General features: G+C 68.7%; 25 protein-coding genes. 15 read left to right on the top strand and 10 right to left on the bottom strand.

Annotated features, from left to right (window positions below; translation table 11 throughout):
• Positions 1 to 27: 27 nt before the first annotated feature.
• Positions 28 to 780 carry an NAD kinase gene (locus HYN04_RS05255; protein ID WP_110449790.1) on the top strand — a complete coding sequence of 251 codons (753 nt, stop codon included), beginning with the start codon at positions 28 to 30 and terminating at the stop codon, positions 778 to 780.
• A gap of 73 nt (positions 781 to 853) precedes the next feature.
• On the top strand, positions 854 to 1,294 hold the full coding sequence (locus tag HYN04_RS05250; protein ID WP_110449789.1) for an Hpt domain-containing protein: 441 nt from the start codon (positions 854 to 856) through the stop codon (positions 1,292 to 1,294).
• Positions 1,295 to 1,299: 5 nt separating this feature from the next.
• Here the strand turns inward: HYN04_RS05250 and HYN04_RS05245 are convergent, their stop codons facing one another.
• The gene (locus HYN04_RS05245; protein WP_110449788.1) at positions 1,300 to 2,085 is read right to left on the bottom strand and encodes an NUDIX hydrolase; all 786 of its coding nucleotides are present in this window, start codon (positions 2,083 to 2,085) and stop codon (positions 1,300 to 1,302) included.
• 52 nt (positions 2,086 to 2,137) lie between these two features.
• Entirely contained in the window at positions 2,138 to 3,268 is a 1,131-nt protein-coding gene (gene spbR, locus HYN04_RS05240; protein WP_241962697.1) for a SpbR family protein, read from the bottom strand.
• 147 nt (positions 3,269 to 3,415) lie between these two features.
• Between spbR and HYN04_RS05235 the strand changes: the two genes are divergently transcribed.
• On the top strand, positions 3,416 to 4,612 hold the full coding sequence (locus HYN04_RS05235) for a CaiB/BaiF CoA transferase family protein (RefSeq protein ID WP_110449786.1): 1,197 nt from the start codon (positions 3,416 to 3,418) through the stop codon (positions 4,610 to 4,612).
• Here the strand turns inward: HYN04_RS05235 and HYN04_RS05230 are convergent.
• From HYN04_RS05230 to HYN04_RS05220, 3 genes are all read right to left on the bottom strand, one after another.
• A complete protein-coding gene (locus HYN04_RS05230) occupies positions 4,609 to 5,451 on the bottom strand; it encodes a transglycosylase SLT domain-containing protein (RefSeq protein ID WP_422385662.1) in 843 nt (280 codons plus the stop codon). The two genes, HYN04_RS05235 and HYN04_RS05230, sit on opposite strands and share 4 nt — an antisense overlap.
• Positions 5,452 to 5,552: 101 nt before the next feature.
• On the bottom strand, positions 5,553 to 6,722 hold the full coding sequence (locus tag HYN04_RS05225; protein WP_110449784.1) for an acyl-CoA dehydrogenase family protein: 1,170 nt from the start codon (positions 6,720 to 6,722) through the stop codon (positions 5,553 to 5,555).
• Positions 6,719 to 7,783 (bottom strand): NAD(P)/FAD-dependent oxidoreductase, encoded by a 1,065-nt coding sequence (locus HYN04_RS05220; RefSeq protein ID WP_110449783.1) that lies wholly within the window; start codon positions 7,781 to 7,783, stop codon positions 6,719 to 6,721. The genes HYN04_RS05225 and HYN04_RS05220 overlap by 4 nt, the downstream gene beginning before the upstream one ends.
• A 105-nt stretch (positions 7,784 to 7,888) precedes the next feature.
• Here HYN04_RS05220 and HYN04_RS05215 point away from each other — a divergent pair, with 105 nt between their 5' ends.
• A complete protein-coding gene (locus HYN04_RS05215) occupies positions 7,889 to 8,110 on the top strand; it encodes a hypothetical protein (protein WP_110449782.1) in 222 nt (73 codons plus the stop codon).
• A 16-nt stretch (positions 8,111 to 8,126) separates the two neighbouring features.
• On the opposite strand, the gene HYN04_RS05210 is transcribed toward HYN04_RS05215, so the two are convergent.
• The 3 genes from HYN04_RS05210 to HYN04_RS05200 are packed head-to-tail and all read right to left on the bottom strand — an operon-like array spanning position 8,127 to position 10,530.
• Positions 8,127 to 9,146, bottom strand: a complete 1,020-nt coding sequence (locus tag HYN04_RS05210; protein WP_110449781.1) for a hypothetical protein — start codon at positions 9,144 to 9,146, stop codon at positions 8,127 to 8,129.
• Positions 9,147 to 9,148: 2 nt separating this feature from the next.
• Positions 9,149 to 10,165, bottom strand: coding sequence for a hypothetical protein (locus HYN04_RS05205; RefSeq protein ID WP_110449780.1), 1,017 nt, complete (start codon positions 10,163 to 10,165; stop codon positions 9,149 to 9,151).
• Positions 10,165 to 10,530, bottom strand: a complete 366-nt coding sequence (locus HYN04_RS05200; protein WP_110449779.1) for a DUF4180 domain-containing protein — start codon at positions 10,528 to 10,530, stop codon at positions 10,165 to 10,167. The genes HYN04_RS05205 and HYN04_RS05200 overlap by 1 nt, the downstream gene beginning before the upstream one ends.
• A 103-nt stretch (positions 10,531 to 10,633) precedes the next feature.
• Here HYN04_RS05200 and HYN04_RS05195 point away from each other — a divergent pair, with 103 nt between their 5' ends.
• The 11 genes from HYN04_RS05195 to rpmG all read left to right on the top strand — a co-directional run bounded on the left by HYN04_RS05195 (position 10,634) and on the right by rpmG (position 22,404).
• Positions 10,634 to 10,984: a Rap1a/Tai family immunity protein gene (locus HYN04_RS05195; RefSeq protein ID WP_110449778.1), complete on the top strand. Its 351-nt coding sequence runs from the start codon at positions 10,634 to 10,636 to the stop codon at positions 10,982 to 10,984.
• Between the two features lie 64 nt (positions 10,985 to 11,048).
• Positions 11,049 to 11,528, top strand: coding sequence for a Holliday junction resolvase RuvX (gene ruvX / locus HYN04_RS05190; protein WP_110449777.1), 480 nt, complete (start codon positions 11,049 to 11,051; stop codon positions 11,526 to 11,528).
• 47 nt (positions 11,529 to 11,575) lie between these two features.
• Positions 11,576 to 12,553 (top strand): aspartate carbamoyltransferase catalytic subunit, encoded by a 978-nt coding sequence (locus HYN04_RS05185; RefSeq protein WP_110449776.1) that lies wholly within the window; start codon positions 11,576 to 11,578, stop codon positions 12,551 to 12,553.
• Positions 12,553 to 13,134 carry an LOG family protein gene (locus HYN04_RS05180; protein WP_110449775.1) on the top strand — a complete coding sequence of 194 codons (582 nt, stop codon included), beginning with the start codon at positions 12,553 to 12,555 and terminating at the stop codon, positions 13,132 to 13,134. Before HYN04_RS05185 ends, HYN04_RS05180 begins: the two co-directional genes overlap by 1 nt.
• Positions 13,110 to 14,432: a dihydroorotase gene (gene pyrC, locus HYN04_RS05175; protein WP_110449774.1), complete on the top strand. Its 1,323-nt coding sequence runs from the start codon at positions 13,110 to 13,112 to the stop codon at positions 14,430 to 14,432. Before HYN04_RS05180 ends, pyrC begins: the two co-directional genes overlap by 25 nt.
• 121 nt (positions 14,433 to 14,553) lie before the next feature.
• The gene (gene plsY, locus HYN04_RS05170; protein WP_110449773.1) at positions 14,554 to 15,210 is read left to right on the top strand and encodes a glycerol-3-phosphate 1-O-acyltransferase PlsY; all 657 of its coding nucleotides are present in this window, start codon (positions 14,554 to 14,556) and stop codon (positions 15,208 to 15,210) included.
• Positions 15,207 to 16,316: a DNA-processing protein DprA gene (gene dprA / locus HYN04_RS05165; RefSeq protein WP_241962696.1), complete on the top strand. Its 1,110-nt coding sequence runs from the start codon at positions 15,207 to 15,209 to the stop codon at positions 16,314 to 16,316. The genes plsY and dprA overlap by 4 nt, the downstream gene beginning before the upstream one ends.
• A 94-nt stretch (positions 16,317 to 16,410) precedes the next feature.
• The gene (topA, locus tag HYN04_RS05160; protein ID WP_110449772.1) at positions 16,411 to 19,044 is read left to right on the top strand and encodes a type I DNA topoisomerase; all 2,634 of its coding nucleotides are present in this window, start codon (positions 16,411 to 16,413) and stop codon (positions 19,042 to 19,044) included.
• A 21-nt stretch (positions 19,045 to 19,065) separates the two neighbouring features.
• Entirely contained in the window at positions 19,066 to 21,369 is a 2,304-nt protein-coding gene (rnr, locus tag HYN04_RS05155; RefSeq protein WP_110449771.1) for a ribonuclease R, read from the top strand.
• 66 nt (positions 21,370 to 21,435) lie between these two features.
• The gene (locus tag HYN04_RS05150) at positions 21,436 to 22,149 is read left to right on the top strand and encodes an NUDIX hydrolase (protein ID WP_110449770.1); all 714 of its coding nucleotides are present in this window, start codon (positions 21,436 to 21,438) and stop codon (positions 22,147 to 22,149) included.
• An 87-nt stretch (positions 22,150 to 22,236) separates the two neighbouring features.
• The gene (gene rpmG, locus HYN04_RS05145) at positions 22,237 to 22,404 is read left to right on the top strand and encodes a 50S ribosomal protein L33 (protein WP_110449769.1); all 168 of its coding nucleotides are present in this window, start codon (positions 22,237 to 22,239) and stop codon (positions 22,402 to 22,404) included.
• A gap of 89 nt (positions 22,405 to 22,493) precedes the next feature.
• Here the strand turns inward: rpmG and HYN04_RS05140 are convergent, their stop codons facing one another.
• A complete protein-coding gene (locus HYN04_RS05140; RefSeq protein ID WP_110449768.1) occupies positions 22,494 to 23,858 on the bottom strand; it encodes a PleD family two-component system response regulator in 1,365 nt (454 codons plus the stop codon).
• 3 nt (positions 23,859 to 23,861) lie between these two features.
• Positions 23,862 to 24,227 (bottom strand): response regulator, encoded by a 366-nt coding sequence (locus HYN04_RS05135; protein ID WP_110449767.1) that lies wholly within the window; start codon positions 24,225 to 24,227, stop codon positions 23,862 to 23,864.
• Position 24,228 lies beyond the last annotated feature (1 nt).

The raw sequence follows: 24,228 nt of genomic DNA, 5'->3' as shown, positions 1-24,228 counted from the left end.
TCACCGTCTTCGCAGCCCCCCCTCAGGATGGCCTTTCTCAGCAGCGACAGGCCAGAAGCCGAGGACGCCCGGCGGCGGCTGGCCGAACGCTATGGCGATGCGCCCCTTGAGACGGCGGACGTCATCGTAGCCCTCGGCGGCGACGGCTTCATGCTGGAGGTCCTGCACCTGCCCGTGGCCCGAAAGGCGCCCATCTACGGGATGAATCGGGGGTCGGTCGGATTCCTGATGAATGACTTCGAGGAGGATGACCTCCCCGCCCGGATCGCCGCTGCAGAGCACGCAGAGATCCATCCCCTCGTAATGACCGCCGTCGACGCCGCAGGCCAGCGCTTCACCGCCCGGGCCTTCAATGAAGTGTCGCTCCTGCGCGAGACCCGGCAGACGGCGAAGCTCAGGATCCTGATCGACGAAACCGAACGCCTGGCTGAGCTCTCGTGTGACGGCGCCCTTGTGGCGACCCCGGCCGGTTCAACCGCCTACAACCTCTCGGCCCACGGGCCGATCATCCCCCTCGAGGCGCGGGTCCTCGCCCTCACCCCGATCAGCGCCTTCCGGCCAAGGCGCTGGCGGGGCGCCCTCCTTCCCCATGCAGCCAGGGTCTGCTTCGAGGTTCTTGAACCCGAGAAGCGCCCGGTGAGCGCCGTGGCCGACAACTTCGAGGTCCGAGATGTCGTTGAAGTCCATGTCTCCGAAGACCGCGAGGCTTCCATGACCATGCTCTTCGACGCTGGCCGGAGCCTTCAGGAGAGGGTCCTGGCGGAGCAGTTTTCCGCGTGACGCCCTGCACGGGTCGTTAACCGCCAGCTGTTAAGGATTGAAAGTCACGTCACCTTCGGAAACAGGACCACCCATGTCGTCCGCCAGCAACCGGCGCCTCCGGATCGACCCTGACGCCGTGGCCCGCGCAGAGGCGGCCCTCGCCGCCATGTCGGTGAACTTCGAGGAATGGCTCAAGGTCGAGATCACGCGCCTCGAAAGCGCGATGTCCCTGGTCCAGTCTGAGGGGCGAACGGACATGAGCATGGAGGCTCTCTACCACCGGGCCCATGACCTGAAGGGCCTGGGGACCACCTACGGCTATCCGATCATCTCCCAGATCGCGGGCACCCTTTGCCGCCTCATCGACTCTCCCGAAAGGCGGCGCCTTTCGCCCCTGCCCCTCGTGATCGTCCATGTCGATGCGATCAAGGCTGCAGCCCGCAACCAGATCCAGTCGGACGAGAACCCCGTGGGACGGGCCCTGGTGAAGGAACTTGAGTCCAAGGTCTCCGCCTTCGACCCCGAGAGCTGAACGACCTACATCACCCGGTCCAGCGGCTCGGCGACATCGCCATATCCGGCGTCCAGCGGCAGGGTCAGGACCTTGCCGCCCGCCCTGTCCTCGATCTTTGGCAGCACGGTCACCAGCGCCCGGCCCTGGGCCCTCGCGATGCAATCCTCCGCGCTTGAGGCCTCGGCCAGCAACTGTACGTTCATCCGGGTCGGGAAGATCACCTTGCGGGCGCCGCTTTGCGCCAGGTTCAGCACCTCGAGGGGTGAGATCCACTCGGCATCCACGGTTTCCCGGCCATCACATGCAGCCAGTTGGTCCTCGGGCGCCTTCACGGCGTAGAACCAGGTGTCGAAGCGCTTGGGCGTGAGGGGCGGTGTGATCCAGCGGGCGAAGACCGTCAGGGCGGTCAGGTCGAGCCGAACGCCAAGGTCCCGCACCACATCCAGGAAGGACAGGTCGCCCGCGTCAACCGCCTTGCGGATATCCATGGGAGCCGCCTCACCGCGGAACATCCCACCGTCCGGGGTCCGGGCGAGCAGGATTCCCGCCTCCTCGAAGACTTCACGTATGGCGGCGATACGCAGGGGACGCTGCACCTCGTCGAAGTTCTCGAAGCCAAGGGCGAACTGGGACCACGCCTCTGCATGATCCCGTTCGTGGCTCTTGCCGCCGGGAAAAACGAGGGCGCCGGATGCGAAATCTATCTGGTGGTGCCGCTTCACCATCAGCACCTCGAACTCCGGCGCATCACGAAGCAGGAGGATGGTGGCTGCAGGCTTGATGGCGCTGTCGGGGGCGATCTCGGTCATGGCGCGATGATGGGACGCCTTGGTCTGCGCTGGCAAGCCTTCCGCGAAGGCGTCAGGCTGACTGGGCGAGCTCAGCGGTATCCAGACCAAGCTGCCGGTCCAGCCTTGCGAGCAGGTAGACAAGATCTTCCTGGAGCACATTGAACTCCACGGCGTCGCTGCTCAGGAAGCGCTCCAGCATGAGGGTCTGGAGGCGGTTCCTGTCCAGTGGGCCGCCCTCCGCCTCAAGGGCCCGCCAGGCGTCCACGCCCGCCCGGAAGGCGGGGTATAGCCGGACCGGAAGCTGGGCCTTCTCGTACACGGCCCGAAGACCGAGGGGGCCGGCGTCATGGATCATGAGCCTCGCCCGACGGTGCGGAACCTCGGCCCGTTCCGCAAGTCCGTGCTCCAGGAAGGCCATGTGACCGTTGGCGAGGGCCCGCAGAAGCAGGGACGGCGTAAGCCGGTCGTGCTTGTTGAGGTGGGCGACGAATCTCGCCGGATCCCCGGTCAGGCCCGCCTGGTCCACAAGGTCGATCGTCGCCCGCTCGTAGGCGCCGAGGGCGATGGCCACGGCGATGTCCGGCGGAATCTCATGATGGCTGACGAGGTGGTCCAGGACCGCGTCGCTGACGAGCCTCACCAGTTTCTCCGTGACCGGCATGGGCAGGGTCCGGCGATAGGCCACCGCGCTGAGCACGGACTCAGATCGAGAGTAGCGTTCCACCACCCGCTGGAGGCACCGCTCGGGAATCTCGGCATTGTCATTGGCGCAGAGCGCCTCGATGGCCCGCTGGACGCCATGATCGACAATCGATTCCGAAACCACCGGGGTGACGTGGGACCGCTTGGCGATGACCACCTGCCGGGCGGGGCCTCCAATCCGGACGATCTCGGCGAGGTCTTCCTCGGTGAAGGCCGGCGACGCCGAAAGGATCGGAAGCGCGATACTGTCGACGTCGCGCGCCAGCTTCAGGGCGATATGGCGGGGAACCGCCGGAGAGGACTTGAGGGTCACTGCGAGGGCCCGGCGCACTAGCTCGCAGGCGTCCTCCGCCAGGATCGGAAGGATCTCCTCAGCCGCCATGCGGCCTTCTTCGGTCAGGCGCGAGCGGTCAATGGTCAGGCAGACCTGCTCCGCGGCCTTGGCACGCTCTTCTGGCGTGGCGCCCTTGAGAATGGTGCGGATGACCGCCTCCCACAAACACACCGACGCCCCGCATTCGGCGGGTCGCCCAAACCTTCCTACAACGTCATTAATGTCGCATCAGGTTTAACGAAAATTTACCGCCAGCCCGATTGCGATTCGTGGGAAAAGGCACGAGCAGAGCGCCGAAAAAGGGATGAGGAAATGCTTCTCAAGGGTCTGAAAGTCGTGGAGTTCGCATCTTACATCGCGGCTCCGGGCGCAGCGGGAATCCTGGGCGATTGGGGCGCAGACGTCATCAAGGTGGAGCGCCCGGAAGGCGATCCGATGCGTCATGTCTTCGCAGATACGCGCAACGCGGTGGCCGGGAACCCGACCTTCGCGGTCGACAACCGCGGCAAGCGAGCTGTGGTCCTGGACATTTCCCGCCCGGAAGGCCGAGACGCCCTGGCCCGACTGGCCGCGACAGCCGATGTCTTCCTCACGAATGTCCGTCCGGCGGCGCTGAAGCGGGCGGGACTGGATGAGGCCACCTTGCGGAAGGACAACCCGCGCCTCGTCTACGCCATGGTGACGGGCTACGGGCTTGAGGGCCCGGACGCCCACCTGCCCGGCTTCGACGTCACCGCCTTCTGGGCCCGTTCGGGCGTGGCCCGGATGCACGCGCCGAAAGGATCTGACCCCTTCATCCTGCGCACCGGGGTGGGCGATCACACGACTTCCATGGCGACTGTGTCGGCCATCCTGGCGGCCCTCTACGAGCGCAGCCAGACCGGCGTGGGCCGGTTGGTCCAGACCTCGCTTCTGGCGACCGGGGTCTACACCGTGTCGTCGGACATGGCCGTGCAACTCGCCTTCGGGCGGCTGGCCTCGAACCGGCCCAGGACGGATCCCTTTGATCCCCTGGCCAATTTCTACCGGAGTTCGGACGATCACTGGTTCGTCCTCAATCCCCGGGGGGGCGGCGCAGACTGGAAGGCCCTGACCCGGGCCTGCGGCCGGCCGGACCTCGCCGATGACGAGCGCTTTGCAAATGGTCGTTCACGGCGGATCCACAGCGCCGAGCTGGTGAAAGAACTGGAAGCCGCCTTCGTCGCCTTCACCTTCGACGAGGTTAGGGCGCGCCTCGACGGCGAGGACCTCGTGTGGGCTCCGGTTCAGACCCCGGCTGAGGTCGTCGCTGACCCACAGGTGGCGGCGGCCGGGGGATGGGTCGAGGTCGAGGATGGCCAGGGAGGGCATTTCCGCTCGCCAGCGGCCCCTGCGCGCTTCCCCGGGGCCGACCAGCCGGTTCGCCCCGCCCCCCCGGGCCTGGGGGAGCACACAAGGGCGGTGCTTTCAGAGCTGGGCTATTCCGAGGGTGAAATCGAGGCCCTGTTCGCCTCAGGCGCAGCCGCCTAGCCGGCGTTGGCCTCGGACTCCGGCTTGCCGGACGTCCTGTCGGCAGATGCCGCCGCGCTGGCCAGGACCCTCAGCATCTCGGTTGAGAAGAGGGATCCGCCCAGGCGTCCGCCAAGCCCGCCGCCGCCGGAGCCTCCAAGGCCCGACGGGTCATCACGACCGCCGAGGATCAACGCCATCAGGGCCTGCTGCTCGCGCCGGATGTCTTCCCTCCGGCTGTCGGCATACTGGATGTAGTCCGCCTGCTGGGTCTGCACGGGCATGACCGTGATGCCACCCGTACGGACAAGGTCGGCATAAACTTCCTTCACGGTGGCGGGACGGCCGCCCTTGTAGAAGATCGTGGGGTTCGCCCTGGCGGCGTCCGGGAAGTAGGCCGCCGCAGGCGCCATGGGCTGGCTCTCCACGGCCTCGATCAGGCGCGCCGAACCCGCGGGCCCCAGGAAGTGCGCCGCGTAGAGCTCGCCAGCATTAGGATCGCGCCCGATCCTCCCCTTCAGGTATGCGGCGTTCCGGGAGGTCAATTCGCCGGCCATCACAGAAGCGGCGTTGGCGTCCAGGCGAAGATCCATGACCGCCTGGCGCGAACCGCCGGTGACGACATAGCGCCCGTCTCCGTCCTGTCGGATCTGGTTCGCGTAGGCGCCGTACCCATGCCGTTCGCCGTAGGACTTCACGGTCGCGAGCCAGGTCTGCTCGGTGAACTGGAACAGACCGGCGGCGGAAGAAGTGGAGGCCCGGGCTGCGGGGTTGAAACTGCTTTCCCGCTGGGCCGTCTTCATCAGGTAGCCGGCGTCGACACCCGTCGCAGCGCTCGCGCGCTGGATGATGCTCTGCACCGCGGACCTGATTCCACTGATCGTCATGCCCGGAAACTGCCCCGGTATGGTAAACGGCAGATTAACCCTATCCGTTCACCGTGATTAACGAAATATGAATATCAGTAGCTCTTGGGCAGGTCCAGAACCTGTTCAGCGATATAGTTGCAGATCATCTCGCGGCTGACGGGCGCGATCCGGGCGATCATCGCCTCCCGGAAGTAGCGCTCCACGTGATACTCCCGGGCGTATCCCATGCCGCCGTGGGTCAGCACCGCAGCCTCGCATGCGGCGAATCCCGCCTCCCCGCCCAGGTACTTGGCGGCGTTCGCCTCTGCACCGCAGGGCTTGCCCGCGTCAAACAGGGCGGCGGCCCGGAAGGCCATCAGGCTGGCGGCTTCAAGGCCCATCCACGCCCGCGCCAGGGGATGGGCGACGCCCTGGTTCTGTCCGATGGGCCGGCCGAAGACCCGCCTCTCCCGGGCATAGTCCGACGCCCGCTTCAGGGCCGCCCGGCCCAGGCCCACCGCCTCCGCCCCGATCAACACCCGCTCGGGATTCAGGCCCGACAGAAGGTAGGCGAAGCCCTTGCCCTCCTCACCCACCAGATCCTCGCCCGGGACCTCGAGGTTGTCGATGAAGACGCTGTTCGACTCGATCGCCCGGCGACCCATCTTGGGGATTACGGTCGCGGTGATCCGGCTGCGGTCAAAGTCGGTGTAGAAGAGGCTGAGGCCTTCGGTCGGCCGCTTCACCGCCTCCCGGGGGGTGGTCCGGGCGATGATGAGGATCTTGTTCGCCCGCTGGGCCATGGTCGTCCAGACCTTGCGACCGTTGATCACCCAACCGTTCCCGCAGCGCTCGGCGCGGGTGGTCAGGCTGGCCGTGTCGAGCCCGGAGTCCGGCTCGGTAACCGCGAAGCACATGCGGTCCCGCCCATCGATCAGGCGGGGGATGGCGCTGGCCTGCTGGGCTTCAGAGCCGAACTTCACGATTGGCATGGGCCCGAAGATGTTCAGGTGCACCGCACTGGCGCCGGAGAATCCTGCGCCGGATTCCGCCACCGTCTGCATGATAAGGGCCGCTTCGGTCAGCCCCAGGCCCGCTCCGCCAAGCGACTCGGGCATGGCTGCGCCCAGCCAGCCGCCGGCGGACATGGCCGCCACGAAGGCCTCCGGAAAGTCCCCGGTCTCGTCCACCCGTCGCCAGTAGTCGGCGTCAAAGCCCTCGCAGAGCTTGCGCACGCCGCCCTGGAGCTCCAGCTGGGCCTCAGTAAAGTCGAACCCGCTCATGCCCGCCCCTCCCCGTCGTCCCGGGCGAACCGCGACGGATCGAGTCGCGACGCCCAGGGGCCGCCATCCTTCCCGGTCACCGCCGCAGTGACAATGTCCGCCACGAGCGGCGCCAGGAGCCACCCGTTCCGGCGGGCGCCGACTGCCAGGAACAGACCCTCCCGACCGCTGCATCCCGCCAGGGGAAGGCCATCGGGACTGGCCGCCCGCACCCCGACACGCGTCCGCCATCCTGCGGTGGGAAGGCTGGGGAACAGCCCCGCGATCGCCGACCGGAGACCGGCCTGCGCACCGCGGTCCGGGATACGGTCTGCACGCCCCGCCTCCATGGTCGCCCCGGCCAGCAGGCCCCCGCCCGACGCCAGGGCGTAGGCGCCCTCCGTGCGGATCACCCGCGCCGGACCCGGACGGTCGTTCCTGTGGAGGATCTGTCCCTTTATGGGCTCGAGGGCAGCCAACTCCGGAGCAAGGCGGGAAAGCCGCTGGTCGATCCCCGTCGCCAGGACAAGCGGCGCCTGGATCGCAAGGGCAGCCTCCGCCGACAGGACTTCGTGATCGATCCGCCCCCCCAGCTCCGTAAGCCGCGAAACCAGGGCCGCAAGTGCAAGGCGGGGCTCGATCCGCCAGTCCTCCCGGGTCATGAGTCCCCGACCGAAGACCGGGTTCATCCCGGGCGCCCAGGCCTCAAGATCAGCCCGCCCCACCGCTTCCGGCTGCAGCCCAAGGGTGGCGAGCCGCACTTCCAGGTCGTCAAGCCAGCCCGCCGGGCCCGCCGCCGCCGCACCGGACCTGTCCAGCGCGACGCCGAGCCGCTCCGCCAGGGCGGGCCAGAGGTCGCGTGCGGCCAGCATCAACGGCAGGCTGGCGCCCCCGGGTGGGTCCAGAGCGGTCTCGAAGGCCGGAGCCAGCATGCCCGCAGCCACTCCGGAGGCCGTCTCCCCGGGCGGCGCCCCGGCAATGACGCGCACCTTCAGTCCGGCTTCGGCAAGCCGCACGGCCGTCGTGAGGCCGAACACGCCGGCCCCGACCACGACGATGGAAGATCCACCCTGGGCGCTCATGCCCTCAGGCGCCGGATTCCGGTGCGGAAATCAAGGGCGCTGAACCCAAGCCGGGAAGCTTCAATTGCGCTGAACCCTGCTATTGTCAGTCCGGGAGGGAACGCCATGATCGACCTGGATGCCTGGGGGCTGACCGAGGACTCGGCTCTCTTCTACAATGTTGAGGGCATACCGGCGACGATCGGCCACCAGGTCTATCCCGGCTGCATGGCCTGGGATGAGCTGCCGCCCCGCCCCTTCCGCGTCGAGTCCCTCCAGCGCAATGGCTGGATGATCGAGTTCGAGGACTTCGTGAAACTGCTCTCGAGCCGGGCTGGAGAGGCCTGAAGGGCCGCCGACCGCCCTAGCGCGAGACCAGAATTGTCCTGAACTGGCCGGCCTGCTGCTGGAAGAGGACCTGGCCGGTGGAGGCGTTCTTCACCGTCACGCCGAGGACCAGGGTGTCGTCGGAGTTGCGCGCCCGCAGGGTGAAGCTGCTGCGCAGCCGGATCCGCAGGCCCATCCCGGTTTCGTCCCCGGCGCGGTCCAACTCGTACATCTTGTAGAGGCTGGAGACCGAGCCATTGCGGACCTCCAGGTCCGTATCCATGAAACAGGCGGGTGTGGAAATGTGGTTCCCGCCCATGCCGCAACTCACATAGGCGACATAGGGAAACTCGGCCAACTCGGCCCGGCGGGCGGCGGCGGCCTCTGCCCTCGCCCGCTCCGCCCGCGCATGCTGGACGGCTACGGCCGACTTGCCGGAAGCGGCGCCGATCTTCTCGTCATCGAGAAAAGCCAGGAGAGCGCCCGTGGTGGTCTGGCTGGAGTATCCGGAGGTCTTCATCCGCGACATGGCCGCGCCATGGCCGGAAGCGTCGCGCACCCCGTAGGGAGCGAGGCGGCGGACATCGTCGGCGTCCAGGCGGGGGCTCACGCTGCGCGCGAATTCGAACCCTGCGCGGGAAGAAAACCCGTTCTGTTTCCACAGCGCATCGATCAGCGCCTCCCGGCCCTGGAGCTCATAGGCTTCATTGGGCAGTCCGTCCCGCCCGAGGGCGGCTGAGAGCGCCGCCGCCGTTGCGCCATCGGTGACCACCGCCTGGCAGCGCCCCTTCTGGATGGCGGCGAAGAGGAGGTCCGCGCTGTCGAACACCTCGTCGAAGCCCTTGCCTGCAGAAAGGCCCGCAAAGGCGGCGAAGTTGGAGTCGCTCCGGTAGACAGCCAGGAGCTCCGACTGGAGGGAATCCGCTGACCGCACGGCGCAGACCCGCCCGGACCCGGCGGCCGAGGCCCCTGTCGCAAGGGCCAGGGCGGCGGCGGTGGTGAACGCCAGAGCGGCCGGAAGCCGCCTCAGACTCCAGTTTGCGGACAGGTGCGCCATCGCTACCTCACTGAGTTCTGCGGCGCAGGGGTGGGGCGAGCCTGGCCCGGGGGCGGTCCGATCCTTAGGCCGACGATGGTCGCGGGGTCACCCAGCCGGCTGCGGTTCGTCTCGGCCTTCACGGAACGGGCCCTCTCGGCCTCGGCGAGCCCGCGGGCCCCCTCACGGAGAGGCTGGATCATGACCTCGGGACTGAACTCCACCACCTTCACGAGCCGGCCTGCCTTGACATCTTCCTCCACCCAGGCCGCTTCCCGGCCCAGGGCCAGGACCAGCAGGCGATCATCATCGGTCTCACCCGCATCGGAGAGCGGCGGTTCCTTGTCGGAGACCCAAGCTCGCTCCGTCACTCCTTTGAGCTGCACCCCCGCCCCCGACCAGGCGTTGGCGAAGGCCGCCGGGAAAATCTGCGCCCAGGCGCCTGGAATGTAGCTGTCCGCCATGAGCCTGAGGTCCGCGGCCGCCCGCTCGGACATCCAGAGGAACTTCTCCCCGGGGGCGAGGGTCCAGCCGCCATCGAGGCGTCTCACCAGGGACTGGCCCGGCCGCCCGTAGATCGAGATCGTCATGGGGCTGTAGTCCGGCCTGACGTTGATCGACAGAGGCGGGGCCTTGATGCGGCAGGAGGGGTTGGCGCTGGAAGCCTGGATCTCGAAGCGACCCGGGGTCAACAGGGGCACGCCGTAGACGACGGGATCAAGGCCCGGGAACTCGTAGTTTCCGCCCCAGCCATTCGGCAGCTTGTACCGGTAGTGGGACTCGTCAACGACCTCGACCTGGAACGTCTGGTCCGCATATCCGGATCCGGACGGAGCCGCGATCTTCAGGGTGTAGGTGCAGAGACCCGGGAAGACCCCGACCTTGAGCCTGAGGTCGAACAGTTCTCCGACCGCAATATCCGTCTTCTTGGCGAAGCTGTCCGTGCTCTCTGCACTCATCCGGGAAAGGTCCGCACGCGCCGGGGCGGCAAGGCCCGCGAGGCCGGCGAAGAGGACGGCGGCGGCCAGGATCCGGCGCATCAGCCTTCCGCCTTCGAGGCAAGCTGCACAGCGAGTTCGGCCTCGTCGGCCAGGAACCAGACATGGCGGCCCCGGTTACTCTCGCGCATCCAGTCACGGAGTGGAGCCAAACGCTCTGCGGCGGCCGAGAGGTCGCCCAGCACGGCCAGGCCAACCCCGTAATTGACGCACTTCTGGGCGATCTCACCTGCCACGCCGGTCGAAAGGTCGAGGAAACCCCCGGGAAGACGATCCGCGCCAAGGGCGATCCAGCGCGCCCCGACTTCCAGGGCCGCGCCGACAATATCCGTCGCGTCGCCCCGGCCGGGAAGGTCGGCCAGAACGAGGACGGGAACGCCAGACAGGATCGTTGGGCGGCGGCTCACAGGGGCGTTTTATGTTCGCCGTCCTTTAGGGAAAGTTAGCCTGACCCGTGAAATCTGGGGCCCTGACGCGCACAAGGCGCACCCAGCTGCGAAGGAAATCGCCATGAAATCTGCTCTCGCCCTGGCCCTCATCGCCAGTCTCGCCGCCGCCGCCCTTCCAGCCCGGGCGGCCGGGGAATTCATGACGGGGAAGACCCTGAAGGTCGGACTTGAGGGATGGGTCAGCGACGACTCCGACGAGACGGTCCGGGACTCCGCCGCCTTTGGCTACGTCATCGGCGTTCATGACGCCATGTCGGGCACTCTTGTCTGCTCGGGCGATGACGTGACTCAGGGCCTCGTGGTCCAGGCCGTCCTGCAATACCTGCGGTCCCACCCGGAGTCGTTGAACAACAGCGCGGACACTGTGGTGGTCGCGGCCCTCAAGGGCGTCTGGCCCTGCAGAAATTCCTGAGGCGCCCAAACCTGAACTTGATGCGGCGCATGGTCGCTGAGCGCCATCCGGCGTAAGGAAGCCCATGCCCGTAATCGACCTCGACGAACTGCCCCAGGCCCTGCCCCGGCGGGGCGCCCTAACGGGGGTGGACGCCGGGGAGAAAACCCTTGGCGTGGCCTTCAGCGACGCCGCCTGGATGGTGGCGACGCCCCACTCCGTGATCCGCAAGAGCAAGTTCACCGATGACGCGGCGGCCCTCTTCCGCCTGATGGACGAGCGCGGATCCGCGACCCTGGTGATTGGCCTGCCCCTCAACATGGACGGGACCGAGGGCCCCCGCTGCCAGTCGTGCCGGGCGTTGGGCCGGAACCTCCTGCGCCTGCGACCCGAACTGGTGGTGACATTCCAGGACGAGCGGCTGTCCACCGCCGCGGTGGAGCGAACCCTGATCGGGGAAGCGGACCTCTCGCGGGGCAAGCGGGCCGAGGTGGTCGACCGCGCGGCGGCGGCCTGGATACTGGATGCGGCGCTGGACCGGCTCCGGGCCCTGGGCCGCTCCTGAGCCTTTTCCTTGGCTTGCGCGGGAAAGCCCCCTAAGACGGCGCTTTGATGAGCGGCGCCGAACACGGTCTGAGCGAGGTCCTGGGCAGGACCTTCCCATTTCCCCGCCGTCATTTCCTTTCCGTCCTGGATCTCAACCCCGTCGACGTCGCGGCCCTGCTCGACCTGGCGGAGGGTTTCGTCGACCTGAATCGACAGGCGGCCAAGAAACTCGACCTGCTCAAGGGTCGGACCCTCATCAACCTGTTCTTCGAGAACTCCACCCGGACCCAGAGCTCCTTTGAGCTGGCCGCCAAGCGCCTGGGGGCCGACACCATCAACATGAGCCCCCGCTCGTCCTCCATCACCAAGGGCGAGACCCTGATCGATACGGCGGTGACCCTGAACGCCATGCGGCCCGATATCCTGGTGGTGCGACACGCCGCGTCCGGCGCAGCCTCGCTGCTGGCGCAGAAGGTGTCCTGCTCGGTCATCAACGCCGGCGACGGGCAGCACGAGCACCCGACGCAGGCCCTGCTGGACGCCCTGTCCATGCGCCGCGCCTTCGGTCGGATCGCCGGCCTGCGGGTGGCGATCTGCGGAGACATCCTGCACTCCCGGGTCGCACGCTCGAACGTCGGCCTCCTGCAGATGATGGGCGCCGAGGTCCGGCTGGTGGGTCCGCCCACCCTGATCCCGGCCAAGGCCGACCGCTGGGGCGTCCAGGTCTTCCATGACCTGCGCCAGGGCATCGCCGGCTGCGACGTGGTGATGATGCTTCGGCTCCAGCTGGAGCGGATGGACGGCGCCTTCGCCCCCTCCCCGCGCGAGTACTTCCGATTCTGGGGCCTGGACCGGGAAAAGCTGGGCGCCGCCGCCGACCATGTGAAGGTCATGCATCCCGGGCCCATGAACCGGGGGGTGGAGATCGACTCAGACGTCGCGGACGACCTGACCATCTCGCTGATCCAGGACCAGGTGGAGATGGGGGTCGCCGCCCGCATGGCCGTCCTGGCGGCCCTGGCGGCCCGGCTGGACAACGCCTGATGCGGGCGGTCTGCGTCTTCTGCGGCTCCAGCCCTGGCTTCCGGCCCATCTACGTCGAAGCCGCGGCGCAGACCGGGCGCATCCTGGCCGAGACGGGGCTGGCCATGGTCTATGGCGGCTCCAAGGTCGGCCTGATGGGCGCCGCAGCAGATGGCGCCATCGCCGCCGGAGGCGAGGTTTTCGGCGTCCTGCCCCGGGCGCTGGCCCGCAAGGAGCTGGAACACGAAGGCCTGACCCGCCTCGAGATCGTCGAGACCATGCACCAGCGCAAGGCGCGCATGGCGGAGTTGTCCGACGCCTTCATCGCCCTGCCCGGCGGCGCCGGCACCCTGGAGGAGGTCTTCGAGATCTGGACCTGGGGCCAGCTGGCCATTCACGCCAAGCCGGCGGCCTTCCTGAATGTCGACGGCTACTATGATCCCCTCCGCGCCTTCCTCGATCACGCCGTGGGCGAAGGCTTCCTGCGGGAGGCGCACCGGGACATGCTGATCTTCGGAGACGACCCGGCCCGGCTACTGGAGCAACTGGCCGCCTACACCGCGCCGGCCCAGGAGAAATGGCTCGAAAGGTTCCAGCTGTGACCGCCGGCGCGCATCGTCCCCTGGCCATCGTGAACGCCCGGATCATCGATCCCGCCTCGGGGCTCGACTCCCGCGGCGCCGTCCGCGTCCGCGACGGCGTCATCGAGGACAGGATCGCCGGCTCTGATCCCGGCCCGGTCAGCGCGGACCTGGAGGTCATTGACGCAGGCGGGGCCCTCCTGATCCCCGGTCTGGTCGACCTGCGGGCCAAGACAGGCGAACCCGGCTTCGAGACCCGGGAAACCCTGCGCTCGGCCTCGGAGGCGGCGGCGGCGGGCGGCGTGACGACCTTCGTGGTCCAGCCTGACACCGACCCGGTGATCGACGAGGCCTCGGTGGTGGACTTCATCCGCCGGCGCGCCCGGGATTCCAGCCTGGTGAACATCCTGCCCGCCGGCGCCGCCACCCAGGGCTGTGCTGGCGAGCGCATGGCCGAGATCGGCCTCATGGCCGAGGCCGGCTGCGTTTACGTCACCGATGCCGACCGCCCCATCGTCAACTCCAAGGTCATGCGCCGGGTCCTGGCCTACGCCAAGGGATTTGGCATGCTGGTGGCCCACCGCCCCTCCGATCCCTGGCTGAGCGAGGGCGCGGCCGCGACCTCGGGCGAGTTCGCCGGACGCATGGGGCTGCCCAGCACCCCGCCGGAAGCCGAGAAGATCATGCTCGAGCGCGACCTGGCCCTGGTGGAGATGACCGGCGCCCGGCTTCTGGTCGACCAGGTCACCACGGCCTGCGCCCTCGAATCGCTTGACCGCGGCAAGCGGCGCGGTCTGCCGGTCTTCGCCTCCACCTCGATCAATCACCTGGCCTTCAACGAGATCGACATCGGCGACTACCGAACCTTCCTCAAGTTCGACCCGCCCGTGCGCGGCGAGGACGACCGACAGGCGGTGATCGAGGCGCTGGCGAACGGACTGATCGACGTGGTGGTGTCAGCCCATGCCCCCGCCCCGCCGGAAGACAAGCGCCTGCCCTTCGCAGAAGCGGCCCCCGGCGCGGTGGGACTCCAGACCCTTTTGCCCGCCCTCCTGGCCTTCCATCACGAGGGGCGGATCCCGCTGATCGACCTGATCGCCGCGGTCACGGTGCGGCCAGCGAATCTCCTGGGTCTGCCGTGCGGCCGGATCTCGCCCGGCGCCCCGGCGGACCTGGTGCTGTGCGACCTTGATGCGCCCCTGGTCGTGGACCCGGAGGCCCTGAGGTCGCGCTCGCGCAACACCCCCTTCGACGGCCGCCGCCTGCAGGGCGTGGTCCGGCGAACCCTCGTCGCCGGACGGACGGTCTTCGAGGGCTGAAATCGCGCCCTGAAAGAGAACGTTTGACGAACATTTCCCGGCGTGCTTGTCTTCGCCTCGAGGGTGACGCGGGGGTGGCGGCGACCTAGACTGCACGGGCTGCCGGAGGAGCCCGCCGCCAATGTCCAATGAAACGCTCATCATCGCCGCCGTCATGGTCGGAGGTTATCTCCTGGGATCCACGCCCTTCGGCGTGATCAGCATGAGGCTGGCGGGCGCCGGAGATCCCCGAAACATCGGGTCCGGCAATATCGGCGCGACCAATGTCCTGAGGTCCGGGCGCAAGGACCTCGCCCTCCTCACCCTGCTGGGCGACGGGGGAAAGGGCGCCCTGGCCGTCCTGGGCGCCGTCCTCCTGACACGAAACGCCCCGGAGGCCACCCGGCACATGATGGTCGCCCTGGCGGCCGGCTCGGCCTTCCTGGGCCACCTCTTCCCCGTCTTCCTTCGGTTCCGGGGCGGCAAGGGGGTCTCGACCTTCTTCGGCACCCTGCTTGCGGCGGCCTTCCCGGTCGGCGCGGCGGCGGCGGCCACCTGGCTGGTCATGGCCCTCCTGTTCCGCATCTCGTCCCTCGCCGCCCTGACGGCGGCGGCCCTCGCACCCCTCTTCGCCCTGCTCGCCTTCCACTCGCCTCACGCCATCGTGCTCCTGACCCTCTTCATGGGCGCCCTGATCTTCGTCCGTCACCAGGACAACGTCCGGCGCATCGTTAAGGGCGAAGAGCCCAGGATCGGCGGCGGGCGGAAGCCGGCCGAACCTCCTTCCCCGGCCCCGTGACGGATCGCCCCGCCGCCTTCAGACGGGACTGGCTGCGGCTGGCGCGGACCTCCAGCGTCGGCGCGGTCACCTTCCGGGAACTGATGCGGCGGTTTGGCGACCCCTCCCTGGCCCTGGAGGCCCTGCCCGACCTCGCCAGAAGAGCCGGGCGCGTCAGCCTCCTCTCCCCCTTCTCGGCGACACAGGCCGAGGACGAGATCGCTGCAGGCGAGGCGCTGGGCGCCCAGCTTCTGCTGGCGTGCGACCCTGGTTTTCCCGAACCCCTGGCCGCCCTCGACCCACAGCCCCCCCTGGTCTGGGTGCTCGGGGATGCGCGCCCGCTGGAACGAACCTGTGTCGCCGTCGTCGGCGCGCGCGCCGCCTCCGCCCTGGGACTAAGGTTCGCCGGAACCCTGGCCGCCGACCTTGGCGCAGCGGGCCTGACCGTCGTCTCCGGCCTCGCCCGGGGTGTAGACGGCGCCGCGCACCAGGGCTCGCTGGCGACGGGAACCGCGGCCGTCCTCGCCGGCGGAGTCGACGATGTCTATCCGCCCCAGCACGCCGACCTCTATCGGTCCATCCTCGACTCGGGCGGCTGCACGGTCTCGGAGAACCCTCCGGGGCGGACCGCCTCGGCCGCCGACTTTCCCCGTCGCAACCGGATCATCGCCGGCCTTTCCCGCGCCGTGGTGGTGGTGGAGGCCGAGCTCCGGTCAGGATCGCTGATCACCGCCCGCCTCGCGGCCGAGATGGGCAGGGAGGTCCTGGCCGTGCCTGGATCCCCCCTCGACCCCCGGTCCCGGGGCGGGAACGACCTTTTGCGACAGGGCGCCGCCGTCTGCGAGGGCGCCGAGGATGTGCTTCGGGCCCTGGCCGGCCTCGCGGGTCTTGCCGAGCCCGGCCTGGAGTTCGAGCCCGCCCCGCCCAAAGGCGCGGAGGCGGCGGCGGAGGCCCCGGAGTCGGCCCGGCAGCGGCTCCTCTCCCTCCTGTCGCCATCGCCCGCACCGCGGGATGAAATCGTCCGGCTCTCCGGCCTTTCGACCGCGGAAGTGAACGCCGCCATCGCCGAGCTGGAACTGGCCGGGCATGTCGTTTTCACGGCAGGAGGCGGCGCGGCCCTGGCCTGACCCGGCGGCCCTTCAGCGGTCCAAGTTGACAGCCGCCCCCTCGCCGTCCCACCTTCGCGCCCCTTCACAGGGCCATCAGGCCCCAAGGAAACGCATGAACCTCGTCATCGTCGAGAGCCCCGCCAAGGCCAAGACCATCAACAAGTACCTGGGGTCGGACTACAAGGTCCTGGCGAGCTACGGCCACGTCCGCGACCTGCCTCCCCGGGATGGCTCGGTGCGTCCGGACGAGGATTTCGCCATGTCCTGGGAGGTCGACGCCAAGGCCTCCAAGCGGCTCTCCGAGATCGCCGAGGCGGCCAAGGCCTCGGACCGCATCATCCTGGCGACCGACCCCGACCGCGAGGGCGAGGCCATTTCCTGGCACGTCCTCGATGTCCTGAGGTCAAAGCGGGCCGTGAAGGACAAGCCGGTCGAGCGGGTGGTCTTCAACGCCATAACCCGGTCGGCGGTGACCGAGGCGATGAAGTCGCCGCGGCAGATCGACATGGAGCTGGTCGAGGCCTACCTGGCCCGCCGGGCCCTGGACTACCTGGTGGGCTTCAACCTCTCTCCAGTGCTCTGGCGCAAGCTGCCGGGCGCCCGCTCGGCCGGACGGGTCCAGTCGGTCGCCCTCCGGCTGGTGGTCGACCGCGAGATCGAGATCGAGCGCTTCATCACCCGCGAGTACTGGACCGTCGAGGCCGACATGACCTCGGCCGGCGCGCCCTTCATCGCCCGTATGTCGGTTCACGAAGGCCGCAAGCTTACCAAGTTCGACCTGCCCGACGCCGATGCGGCCGAGGCCGCGCGCCGGGCGGTGGAAACCGGCGCCTTCACCATCTCGGCTGTGGAGAAGAAACCGGCGAAGCGCTCGCCCGCCCCGCCCTTCACCACCTCGACCCTCCAGCAGGAGGCCGCCCGCAAGCTGGGCTTCTCGGCCCAGCGCACCATGCAGGCCGCGCAGAAGCTCTACGAGGGCGTCGACATCGGCGGAGAGACTGTCGGCCTGATCACCTACATGCGGACCGACGGCGTCCAGTCGGCGCCCGAGGCCCTCCAGGAGGCCCGGCAGGTCATCTCCGGCCTTTTCGGCGCCGACTACGTGCCCGAGTCCGCCCGCCAGTACCGCACCAAGGCGCGCAACGCCCAGGAGGCCCACGAAGCCATCCGCCCCACCAGCCTGGCCCGGAACCCCGGATCCCTGCGTCTTGAGGGCGATCTTGGCCGGCTCTACGAGCTGATCTGGAAGCGGATGCTGGCCTCGCAGATGGAGTCGGCTCGGATCGAGCGCACCACCGTGGACCTGTCGACCCCCGATGGCCGGACTGGCCTGAGGGCGACCGGCCAGGTCGTCCTCTTCGAAGGCTACCTGAAGGTCTACGAGGAAGGCCGGGACGATCCCGAGGACGAGGAAGGCGGCCGGCTTCCGGCCCTCAGCCAGGGCGCCGCCGCCGAGGTGCGCAAGGCCAAGGCTGACCAGCACTTCACCGAACCGCCGCCGCGCTATTCCGAGGCCAGCCTGGTCCGCAAGATGGAAGAGCTCGGCATCGGCCGGCCGTCGACCTACGCCTCGATCCTGTCCGTCCTCCGCGACCGCAGCTATGTCCGGATGGAGAAGAACCGCTTCATCCCCGAGGACAAGGGCCGCCTGGTCACGGTGTTCCTGGAGTCCTACTTCAACCGGTACGTCGAATACGACTTCACCGCGGCCCTCGAGGAAAAGCTCGACCAGGTCTCGGCTGGCGACCTCGACTGGAAGGCCCTGCTCCGCGAATTCTGGGTCGAGTTCCAGCCGGCCACGGCCGAAGTCCTGAAGCAGCCGACGCGGGACGTCATCGAGGTCCTGAACACGACGCTGGGCCCCTTCCTCTTCCCTGGCGAGGGCGGCAGGACCTGCCCCAAGTGCGGGACTGGCGAGCTTTCGCTGAAGCCCAGCCGGTTCGAGCCGTTCATCGGCTGCTCCAACTATCCGGAGTGCCGCTACACCCGGAAGTTCGGGCCGCCGTCGGAGGACGGGGACGCCCCCTCGGGCGACCGCGAACTGGGGACTGATCCCGAGACCGGCCTCACGGTCTTCCTCAAGTCCGGGCGTTTCGGTCCCTTTGTCCAGCTGGGTGAAGGCGAGAAGCCCAAGCGCGCCTCCCTGCCAAAGGGCTGGTCGCCCGAAGCCATGGACCTTGAGAAGGGCCTGCGGCTCCTGCGCCTGCCGCGGGAGATCGGGCTGCATCCCGAGGACGGCGCGGTCATCCTGGCTGGGATCGGGCGCTACGGCCCCTTTGTCCAGCACGCGGGGGTCTACGCCAACCTGCCGGGTGTAGATGAGGTCTTCGAGGTCGGGGTGAACCGCGCCGTGGCCCTCCTGGCCGAGAAGAAGGCTGGCGGGCGCGGCGGCCGGGGGGCTGCGGCGGCTCTTCGGGAACTGGGCGCCCACCCGGCCGATGGTGCGCCGGTGCGCATACTGTCAGGACGTTTCGGGCCGTACGTGAAGCACGGGGACGTCAACGCCAACATCCCCAGGGGCGATGATCCGCAGACCCTGACCCTCGAGGACGCAGTCGCCCTGATAGCCGCCCGCGCCGCCAAGTCGCCGGCCAAGACCAAGCCGGCGGCCCGGGCCAAACCTGCGGCCAAGCCGAAGGTGGCGGCCAAGGCGAAGGCGGCTCCGAAGGCCAAGGCGGCGCCAAAAGCCAAGGCCACCGCAGCGGCCCGCGCCCGGCCCCCGCGGAAGTCCTCACCGGAATCCTGAGAAAGGGTCTAGTCTGACCCCATGGCCAGACCCCGCCCGCCCCGCCGGCCCCACGCCGCCCCCCGCTCCGGCAGCCGCCCGCCCCAGGGCCTGCCGGACCGCGAGACCCTGCTCGCCTTCATCCGCGAGTCCGGCGAAGCGGACCGCTCCGACATCGCCCGGGCGTTCGGCCTTCGCGGCTCCGACCGCATCGCCCTGAGGGACATGCTGCGGGATTTACAGGACTCCGGTGAGCTGGGACGCCGCGGCCGCAAGGGCGTGGCCCTGCCCGGCGACCTGCCGCCCGTGGGGGTGGTCGAAGTGGTGGAGCGTGACGCCGACGGCGAGTTGATGGTGCGGCTGGTCAAGGGCGAGGATACGCCCCTCGTGCGCCTGGCGCCCGATCGCAGCGAGGCGGCGTCGGGCGCGCCGGGCTTGGGCGACAGGTTGCTGGTGCGTTTCGAGGGCCTGGAGTCCGGCGAGACCGAGGCCCGGCTGATCAAGCGCCTGGGCGCCGCCGTTCACCGGGTGCTCGGCGTGGTGCGCAAGTCGGCCCGACAGGTGCGTGTGGAACCCGTCGACCGGCGCTCTCGCGACCAGGTGCTGATCGAGGGTCTGGCGCCGCCGGACCTGCGCGACGGCGACCTCGTCGTCGCCCGCCTGGTCCCGGGCGGACGCCGCTTCGGCCTACACAGAGGAGAGATCCTCGAGCGCGTGGGGCGCGAGGACGACCCGCGGGCCGCCTCCCTGATCGCCATCCACGCCCATGGCATTCCCACCGGCTTCCCCGAAGCCGCCGAGACCGAGGCGGAGGCTGCTCAGGAGGCGGACCTCAAGGGCCGCGAGGACCTGCGCGACCTGCCCCTCGTGACTATCGATCCGCCCGACGCCCGGGACCACGATGACGCCGTCTTCGCCGAGCCCGATGGGGACGCGTCCAACCCCGGCGGCTGGATCGTCTGGGTGGCGATCGCCGACGTCGCCGCCTATGTCCGGCCTGGATCAGCCTTGGACCGGACCGCCCGGGAGAAGGGCAACAGCGTCTATTTCCCCGACCGGGTGGAGCCCATGCTGCCCGAACGGCTCTCCGCCGGACTTTGCAGCCTCAGGGCGGGTGAGAACCGGGCCTGCCTGGCGGTGAGGATGGTCTTTGACGCCTCTGGCCGGAAAACGGGCCACCGCTTCGTGCGGGGCCTGATGCGCTCGGCGGCCAAGCTGTCCTACGAGCAGGCCCAGGCCGCCATCGAGGGGCGGACGGACGAGGTCACCGGCCCCCTGCTGGACCGGGTGCTGAAACCCCTCTACGCCGCCTATGCGGTGATGCTGGACGCCCGGCGCCGGCGCTCTCCCCTCGCGATCGAGAGCCCTGAACGGCGCATCCTTATGGACTCCGAGGGGCGGATCGCCTCCATCCGGACCCGCACGGTGCTGCCGGCGCACCAATTGATCGAGGAGATGATGATCCAGGCCAATGTCTGCGCCGCGCAGACGCTTGAGGCCCGGAAGACGCCCCTGATCTATCGCGTCCACGACACGCCCAGCCTGGAAAAGGTGCACGCCCTGGCCGACTTCCTGGGCACCCTGGGCCTGCCCTGGTCCAAGGGCGAGGCGCCTCGGACGGAAAGGTTCAACCGCCTCCTCGAGGAGACGCGCGAGAGCCCCAGCGCCGCCATCATCAACGAGGTCGTCCTGCGCAGCCAGATGCAGGCGATCTATGACACCGACAACATCGGCCACTTCGGCCTGAACCTGGACCGCTACGCCCACTTCACCTCGCCCATCCGCCGGTACGCCGACCTGATCGTCCACCGGGGCCTGATCCGCGCCCTGGGTCTCGGCGACGACGGCCTGACGGACCGCGACATCGCCCAACTCAAGGGCACCGCCGAGATGATCACCGCCGCCGAGCGTCGGGCCATGGCGGCCGAGCGCGACGCCATAGACCGGTATGTGGCCGCCTTCCTGGCGGACCGCGTCGGCGCGACCTTCACCGGCCGGATCAGCGGCGTCACCCGTTTCGGACTGTTCATCCGGCTGGACGAGACCGGGGCGGACGGCCTTATCCCGATCTCGCGCCTGGGCGGCGAGTTCTTCGTCCACGACGAGACCGCCCATGCCCTGGTGGGCGAGCGGTCGGGCGCACACTGGCCCCTGGGTCTGCCCGTCGAGGTGCGGCTGGTGGAGGCGACGCCGGTCACTGGCGGCCTGCTCTTCGACATGCTGAGCGATCCGGTCAAGGGCGCCCCTCCCCCGCCCCGGGGACGGGGTCCGAAGCGTCCCGGCGCGGTGGATGCCCGCCGAAGGGGCGGCCCGCCGCCGGGGGTCCGGAAAGGGAAGCGGAGATGACAGGCTAATCTCGGACCCGCGCAAGGACTCGCTTGCAGAGGGGGCGGCAGGGCCTAAACTCCGGCCATGAGCGACGCCCTTCAGCCCAACCGAGCCCTTGAACGCACGCCCATGCGCCCCGAGGGCGCAAAGGCCGTGCGGCCGCGCAACGCCGCCACCCTTTTCATCATCCGACGAGACGGGCCAAAGCCCCGCGTCCTGATGGGCAAGCGGCACGGCGGGCACAACTTCATGCCGAACCTCTGGGTCTTCCCGGGCGGCCGGATCGACCGGGCCGACTTCCGTGCGCCCGCTGCGACGGACCTGCGTCCGGAAGTGGCGGGAAAGTTCGAGGCTTACATGCCCCTGACGAAGGGCCGGGCCCTTGGCAAGGCCGCCATCCGCGAGACCTGGGAGGAAGCCGGCCTGCTCCTTGGCCGCCCGGCTGAGCCGCGCCCGATCGCCGGCCCCTGGCGCGAATTCCTGGAACAGGGGGTCCAGCCGGACCTGGAGGCCCTGTCGATCATCTACCGGGCGGTGACGCCGCCAAACGTGGGCAAGAGGTTCGACACCTGGTTCCTGATGGCCGACGCCGAGCGCCTGGTCAGCCTGGAGCGTCAGCCGGATTGCGGCGAGCTGGAAGAGATCGCCTGGTTCGAACTGGAGGAAGCCCTCGAGTTGCCCCTGCCCACCGTGACGCGGGCCGTGATCCAGGAAACCCGGGAGCGCCTGGACAATCCGAACCGGCCAATCCCCTACATGCGGTTCCGCATGGGCCCCGCCCGTCCACGGGAACTCTAGCCGCGGATTGACTTTGCGACGGGGATTCGTATTTTCCCGCGCTCTTTAGGAACCCTGCCGGCGTGACCGGCCCCGCGAGGACCGACCATGGCGAAGCCCGCCTCCATCAAGATCAAGCTGAACTCGTCGGCCGACACCGGGTTCTACTACGTCACCAAGAAGAACGCCCGGACCATGACCGAGAAGCTGGTCCTGAAGAAGTATGACCCGATCGCGCGCAAGCACGTTGAGTTCCGCGAAGGGAAGATCAAGTAGGCTTTGAGCCCCACTGGGATTTCAGGGACGCCCGGCGATAGCCGGGCGTTCTGCTTTTCGGGGCTGGGCGCTCGACCTCTCGGCCGGCGTCAGGGCCGCCGGGGGCGAATGACCACTTGGTTGCGGCCGGCGGCCTTGGCCTCATAGAGCGCCTCGTCGGCCCGGCGGATCAGCGACTCCGGCCGGTCGTCGGCGCCATCGCTGGCCGATACGCCCAGGGACACGGTGACTGGGATCTCCCGATCGCCCACCGCGAAGGGCTCTACCGAGATGGCGGTCCGGATGCGCTCGGCGATGCGGGCGGCGTCGGTCAGGCGGGTCGCAGGCATGACCACCACGAACTCCTCGCCGCCATAGCGGCAAGGAATATCCACCGCCCTGACGCTGGAGGCCAGGCGGATGGCCACTTCGCGCAGCACCTCGTCACCCAGGGTGTGCCCCCAAGTGTCGTTGACCCGTTTGAAGTGGTCGATATCGAGCATCAGAAGGGAGACAGGGTCTCCGCCCGAGGAGGTGCGCTCAAGCAAGGCGTCGAGCTGGCCCATCATGTAGCGGCGGTTGTTCAGCCCCGTGAGCTGGTCAGTGACCGCCAGTTCCATCGACTGGGCCACGGTGTCCCGAAGATAATCGGAGTACCGCTTGCGTCGGATCAGGGCTCGGGAGCGGACCCTTAGCTCAAGGGCGTCTGCAGGCCAGGCGATAAGGTCGTTGACCCCCAGGTCGAGGGCCTTGAGGACCCGGTCCCGGGCGTCGAAATCGACGACTGCGAGAATGGGCACCTGCCGAGAATGATCGCCGGACCGGAGCCGCGCGACCAGCCTGAGGGCGTCAAAGCTTTGGCTTGCGATATTGATCACCGCAAGGTCGATGGGGCCCCTGGCCGACATCAGGGCCTTCTCAGCCTCGGTCTCGATTACGGGCCTGTGCTCGACGGCGAGATCCTCAGCCAGGGCCCGGGCGCGTTCGGGATCATCATCGACCACCAGGACCCGGCCGCCCGAGGCGCCAAGCCGGGCGCCAGGCATGGGCGCCATGCCCATGCGGCGGCTGGTTTCCTCGCGCTCACGGAGCTCGTCGATCATCACCTTGAGGCGCGCCAGGCTTCGGAGCCGGGCGAAGAGCATGACGTCGTCGATCGGCTTGGACAGGAACTCGTCGGCTCCGGCCTCAAGTCCTTCGAGGCGAGCCTCTCGACTGTCGAGCGCCGTCAGCAGGACGACAGGGATGTGCCGGAGTTCGGGATCCGCCTTGAGGGCGCGACAGACCTGAAGTCCATCCATGCCCGGCATAAGGACGTCCAGAAGGATGATGTCCGGAGGCTCGCGGGCCGCGAGGTCAAGGGCGCCTGCGCCGTCCTCGGCCACCAGGACCTGATAGTACTCCGCAGTGAGCTTGGCCTCCAGGATCCGGCGGCTGGCTTCCACGTCGTCGACAAGCAGGATCCGGGCGGTCATGGCCTAGTCCAGCAGCTTCCGGATCGTATCGAGGAAGCCCGAGACCGAGATCGGCTTGGAGATGTAGGCCTCGCACCCACCCTGGCGGATGCGTTCCTCATCCCCCTTCATGGCGAAGGCGGTCACGGCGACCACGGGGATGGAGGCGAGTTCGTCGTCCTCCTTGAGCCACTTGGTCACCTCCAGCCCCGAAATCTCGGGCAGCTGGATATCCATCAGGATCAGGTCCGGGCGGGCTTCCCGCGCAAGCGAAAGGGCCTCCAGCCCCTCACGCGTCTGGAGGGTCTCATAGCCCTGGGCGTCGAGCAGGTCATGAAAGAGCTTCATGTTCAGCTCGTTATCCTCGACGATGAGGACCTTCTTGGCCATC

It is taken from the genome of Phenylobacterium parvum (assembly GCF_003150835.1).
Taxonomy (GTDB): domain Bacteria; phylum Pseudomonadota; class Alphaproteobacteria; order Caulobacterales; family Caulobacteraceae; genus Phenylobacterium; species Phenylobacterium parvum.
Note: the sequence above shows the minus strand (reverse complement) of the source record. Positions and strands in the feature narration are given on the sequence as shown.

Coding starts and splice junctions, on each gene's coding strand:
- HYN04_RS05255 (WP_110449790.1), top strand. CDS start 28: ATGGCCTTTCTCAGCAGCGACAGGCCAGAAGCCGAGGACGCCCGGCGG.
- HYN04_RS05250 (WP_110449789.1), top strand. CDS start 854: ATGTCGTCCGCCAGCAACCGGCGCCTCCGGATCGACCCTGACGCCGTG.
- HYN04_RS05245 (WP_110449788.1), bottom strand. CDS start 2,085: ATGACCGAGATCGCCCCCGACAGCGCCATCAAGCCTGCAGCCACCATC.
- HYN04_RS05235 (WP_110449786.1), top strand. CDS start 3,416: ATGCTTCTCAAGGGTCTGAAAGTCGTGGAGTTCGCATCTTACATCGCG.
- HYN04_RS05225 (WP_110449784.1), bottom strand. CDS start 6,722: ATGAGCGGGTTCGACTTTACTGAGGCCCAGCTGGAGCTCCAGGGCGGC.
- HYN04_RS05220 (WP_110449783.1), bottom strand. CDS start 7,783: ATGAGCGCCCAGGGTGGATCTTCCATCGTCGTGGTCGGGGCCGGCGTG.
- HYN04_RS05215 (WP_110449782.1), top strand. CDS start 7,889: ATGATCGACCTGGATGCCTGGGGGCTGACCGAGGACTCGGCTCTCTTC.
- HYN04_RS05210 (WP_110449781.1), bottom strand. CDS start 9,146: ATGGCGCACCTGTCCGCAAACTGGAGTCTGAGGCGGCTTCCGGCCGCT.
- HYN04_RS05205 (WP_110449780.1), bottom strand. CDS start 10,165: ATGCGCCGGATCCTGGCCGCCGCCGTCCTCTTCGCCGGCCTCGCGGGC.
- HYN04_RS05195 (WP_110449778.1), top strand. CDS start 10,634: ATGAAATCTGCTCTCGCCCTGGCCCTCATCGCCAGTCTCGCCGCCGCC.
- ruvX (WP_110449777.1), top strand. CDS start 11,049: ATGCCCGTAATCGACCTCGACGAACTGCCCCAGGCCCTGCCCCGGCGG.
- HYN04_RS05185 (WP_110449776.1), top strand. CDS start 11,576: ATGAGCGGCGCCGAACACGGTCTGAGCGAGGTCCTGGGCAGGACCTTC.
- HYN04_RS05180 (WP_110449775.1), top strand. CDS start 12,553: ATGCGGGCGGTCTGCGTCTTCTGCGGCTCCAGCCCTGGCTTCCGGCCC.
- pyrC (WP_110449774.1), top strand. CDS start 13,110: ATGGCTCGAAAGGTTCCAGCTGTGACCGCCGGCGCGCATCGTCCCCTG.
- plsY (WP_110449773.1), top strand. CDS start 14,554: ATGTCCAATGAAACGCTCATCATCGCCGCCGTCATGGTCGGAGGTTAT.
- topA (WP_110449772.1), top strand. CDS start 16,411: ATGAACCTCGTCATCGTCGAGAGCCCCGCCAAGGCCAAGACCATCAAC.
- rnr (WP_110449771.1), top strand. CDS start 19,066: ATGGCCAGACCCCGCCCGCCCCGCCGGCCCCACGCCGCCCCCCGCTCC.
- HYN04_RS05150 (WP_110449770.1), top strand. CDS start 21,436: ATGAGCGACGCCCTTCAGCCCAACCGAGCCCTTGAACGCACGCCCATG.
- rpmG (WP_110449769.1), top strand. CDS start 22,237: ATGGCGAAGCCCGCCTCCATCAAGATCAAGCTGAACTCGTCGGCCGAC.
- HYN04_RS05140 (WP_110449768.1), bottom strand. CDS start 23,858: ATGACCGCCCGGATCCTGCTTGTCGACGACGTGGAAGCCAGCCGCCGG.
- HYN04_RS05135 (WP_110449767.1), bottom strand. CDS start 24,227: ATGGCCAAGAAGGTCCTCATCGTCGAGGATAACGAGCTGAACATGAAG.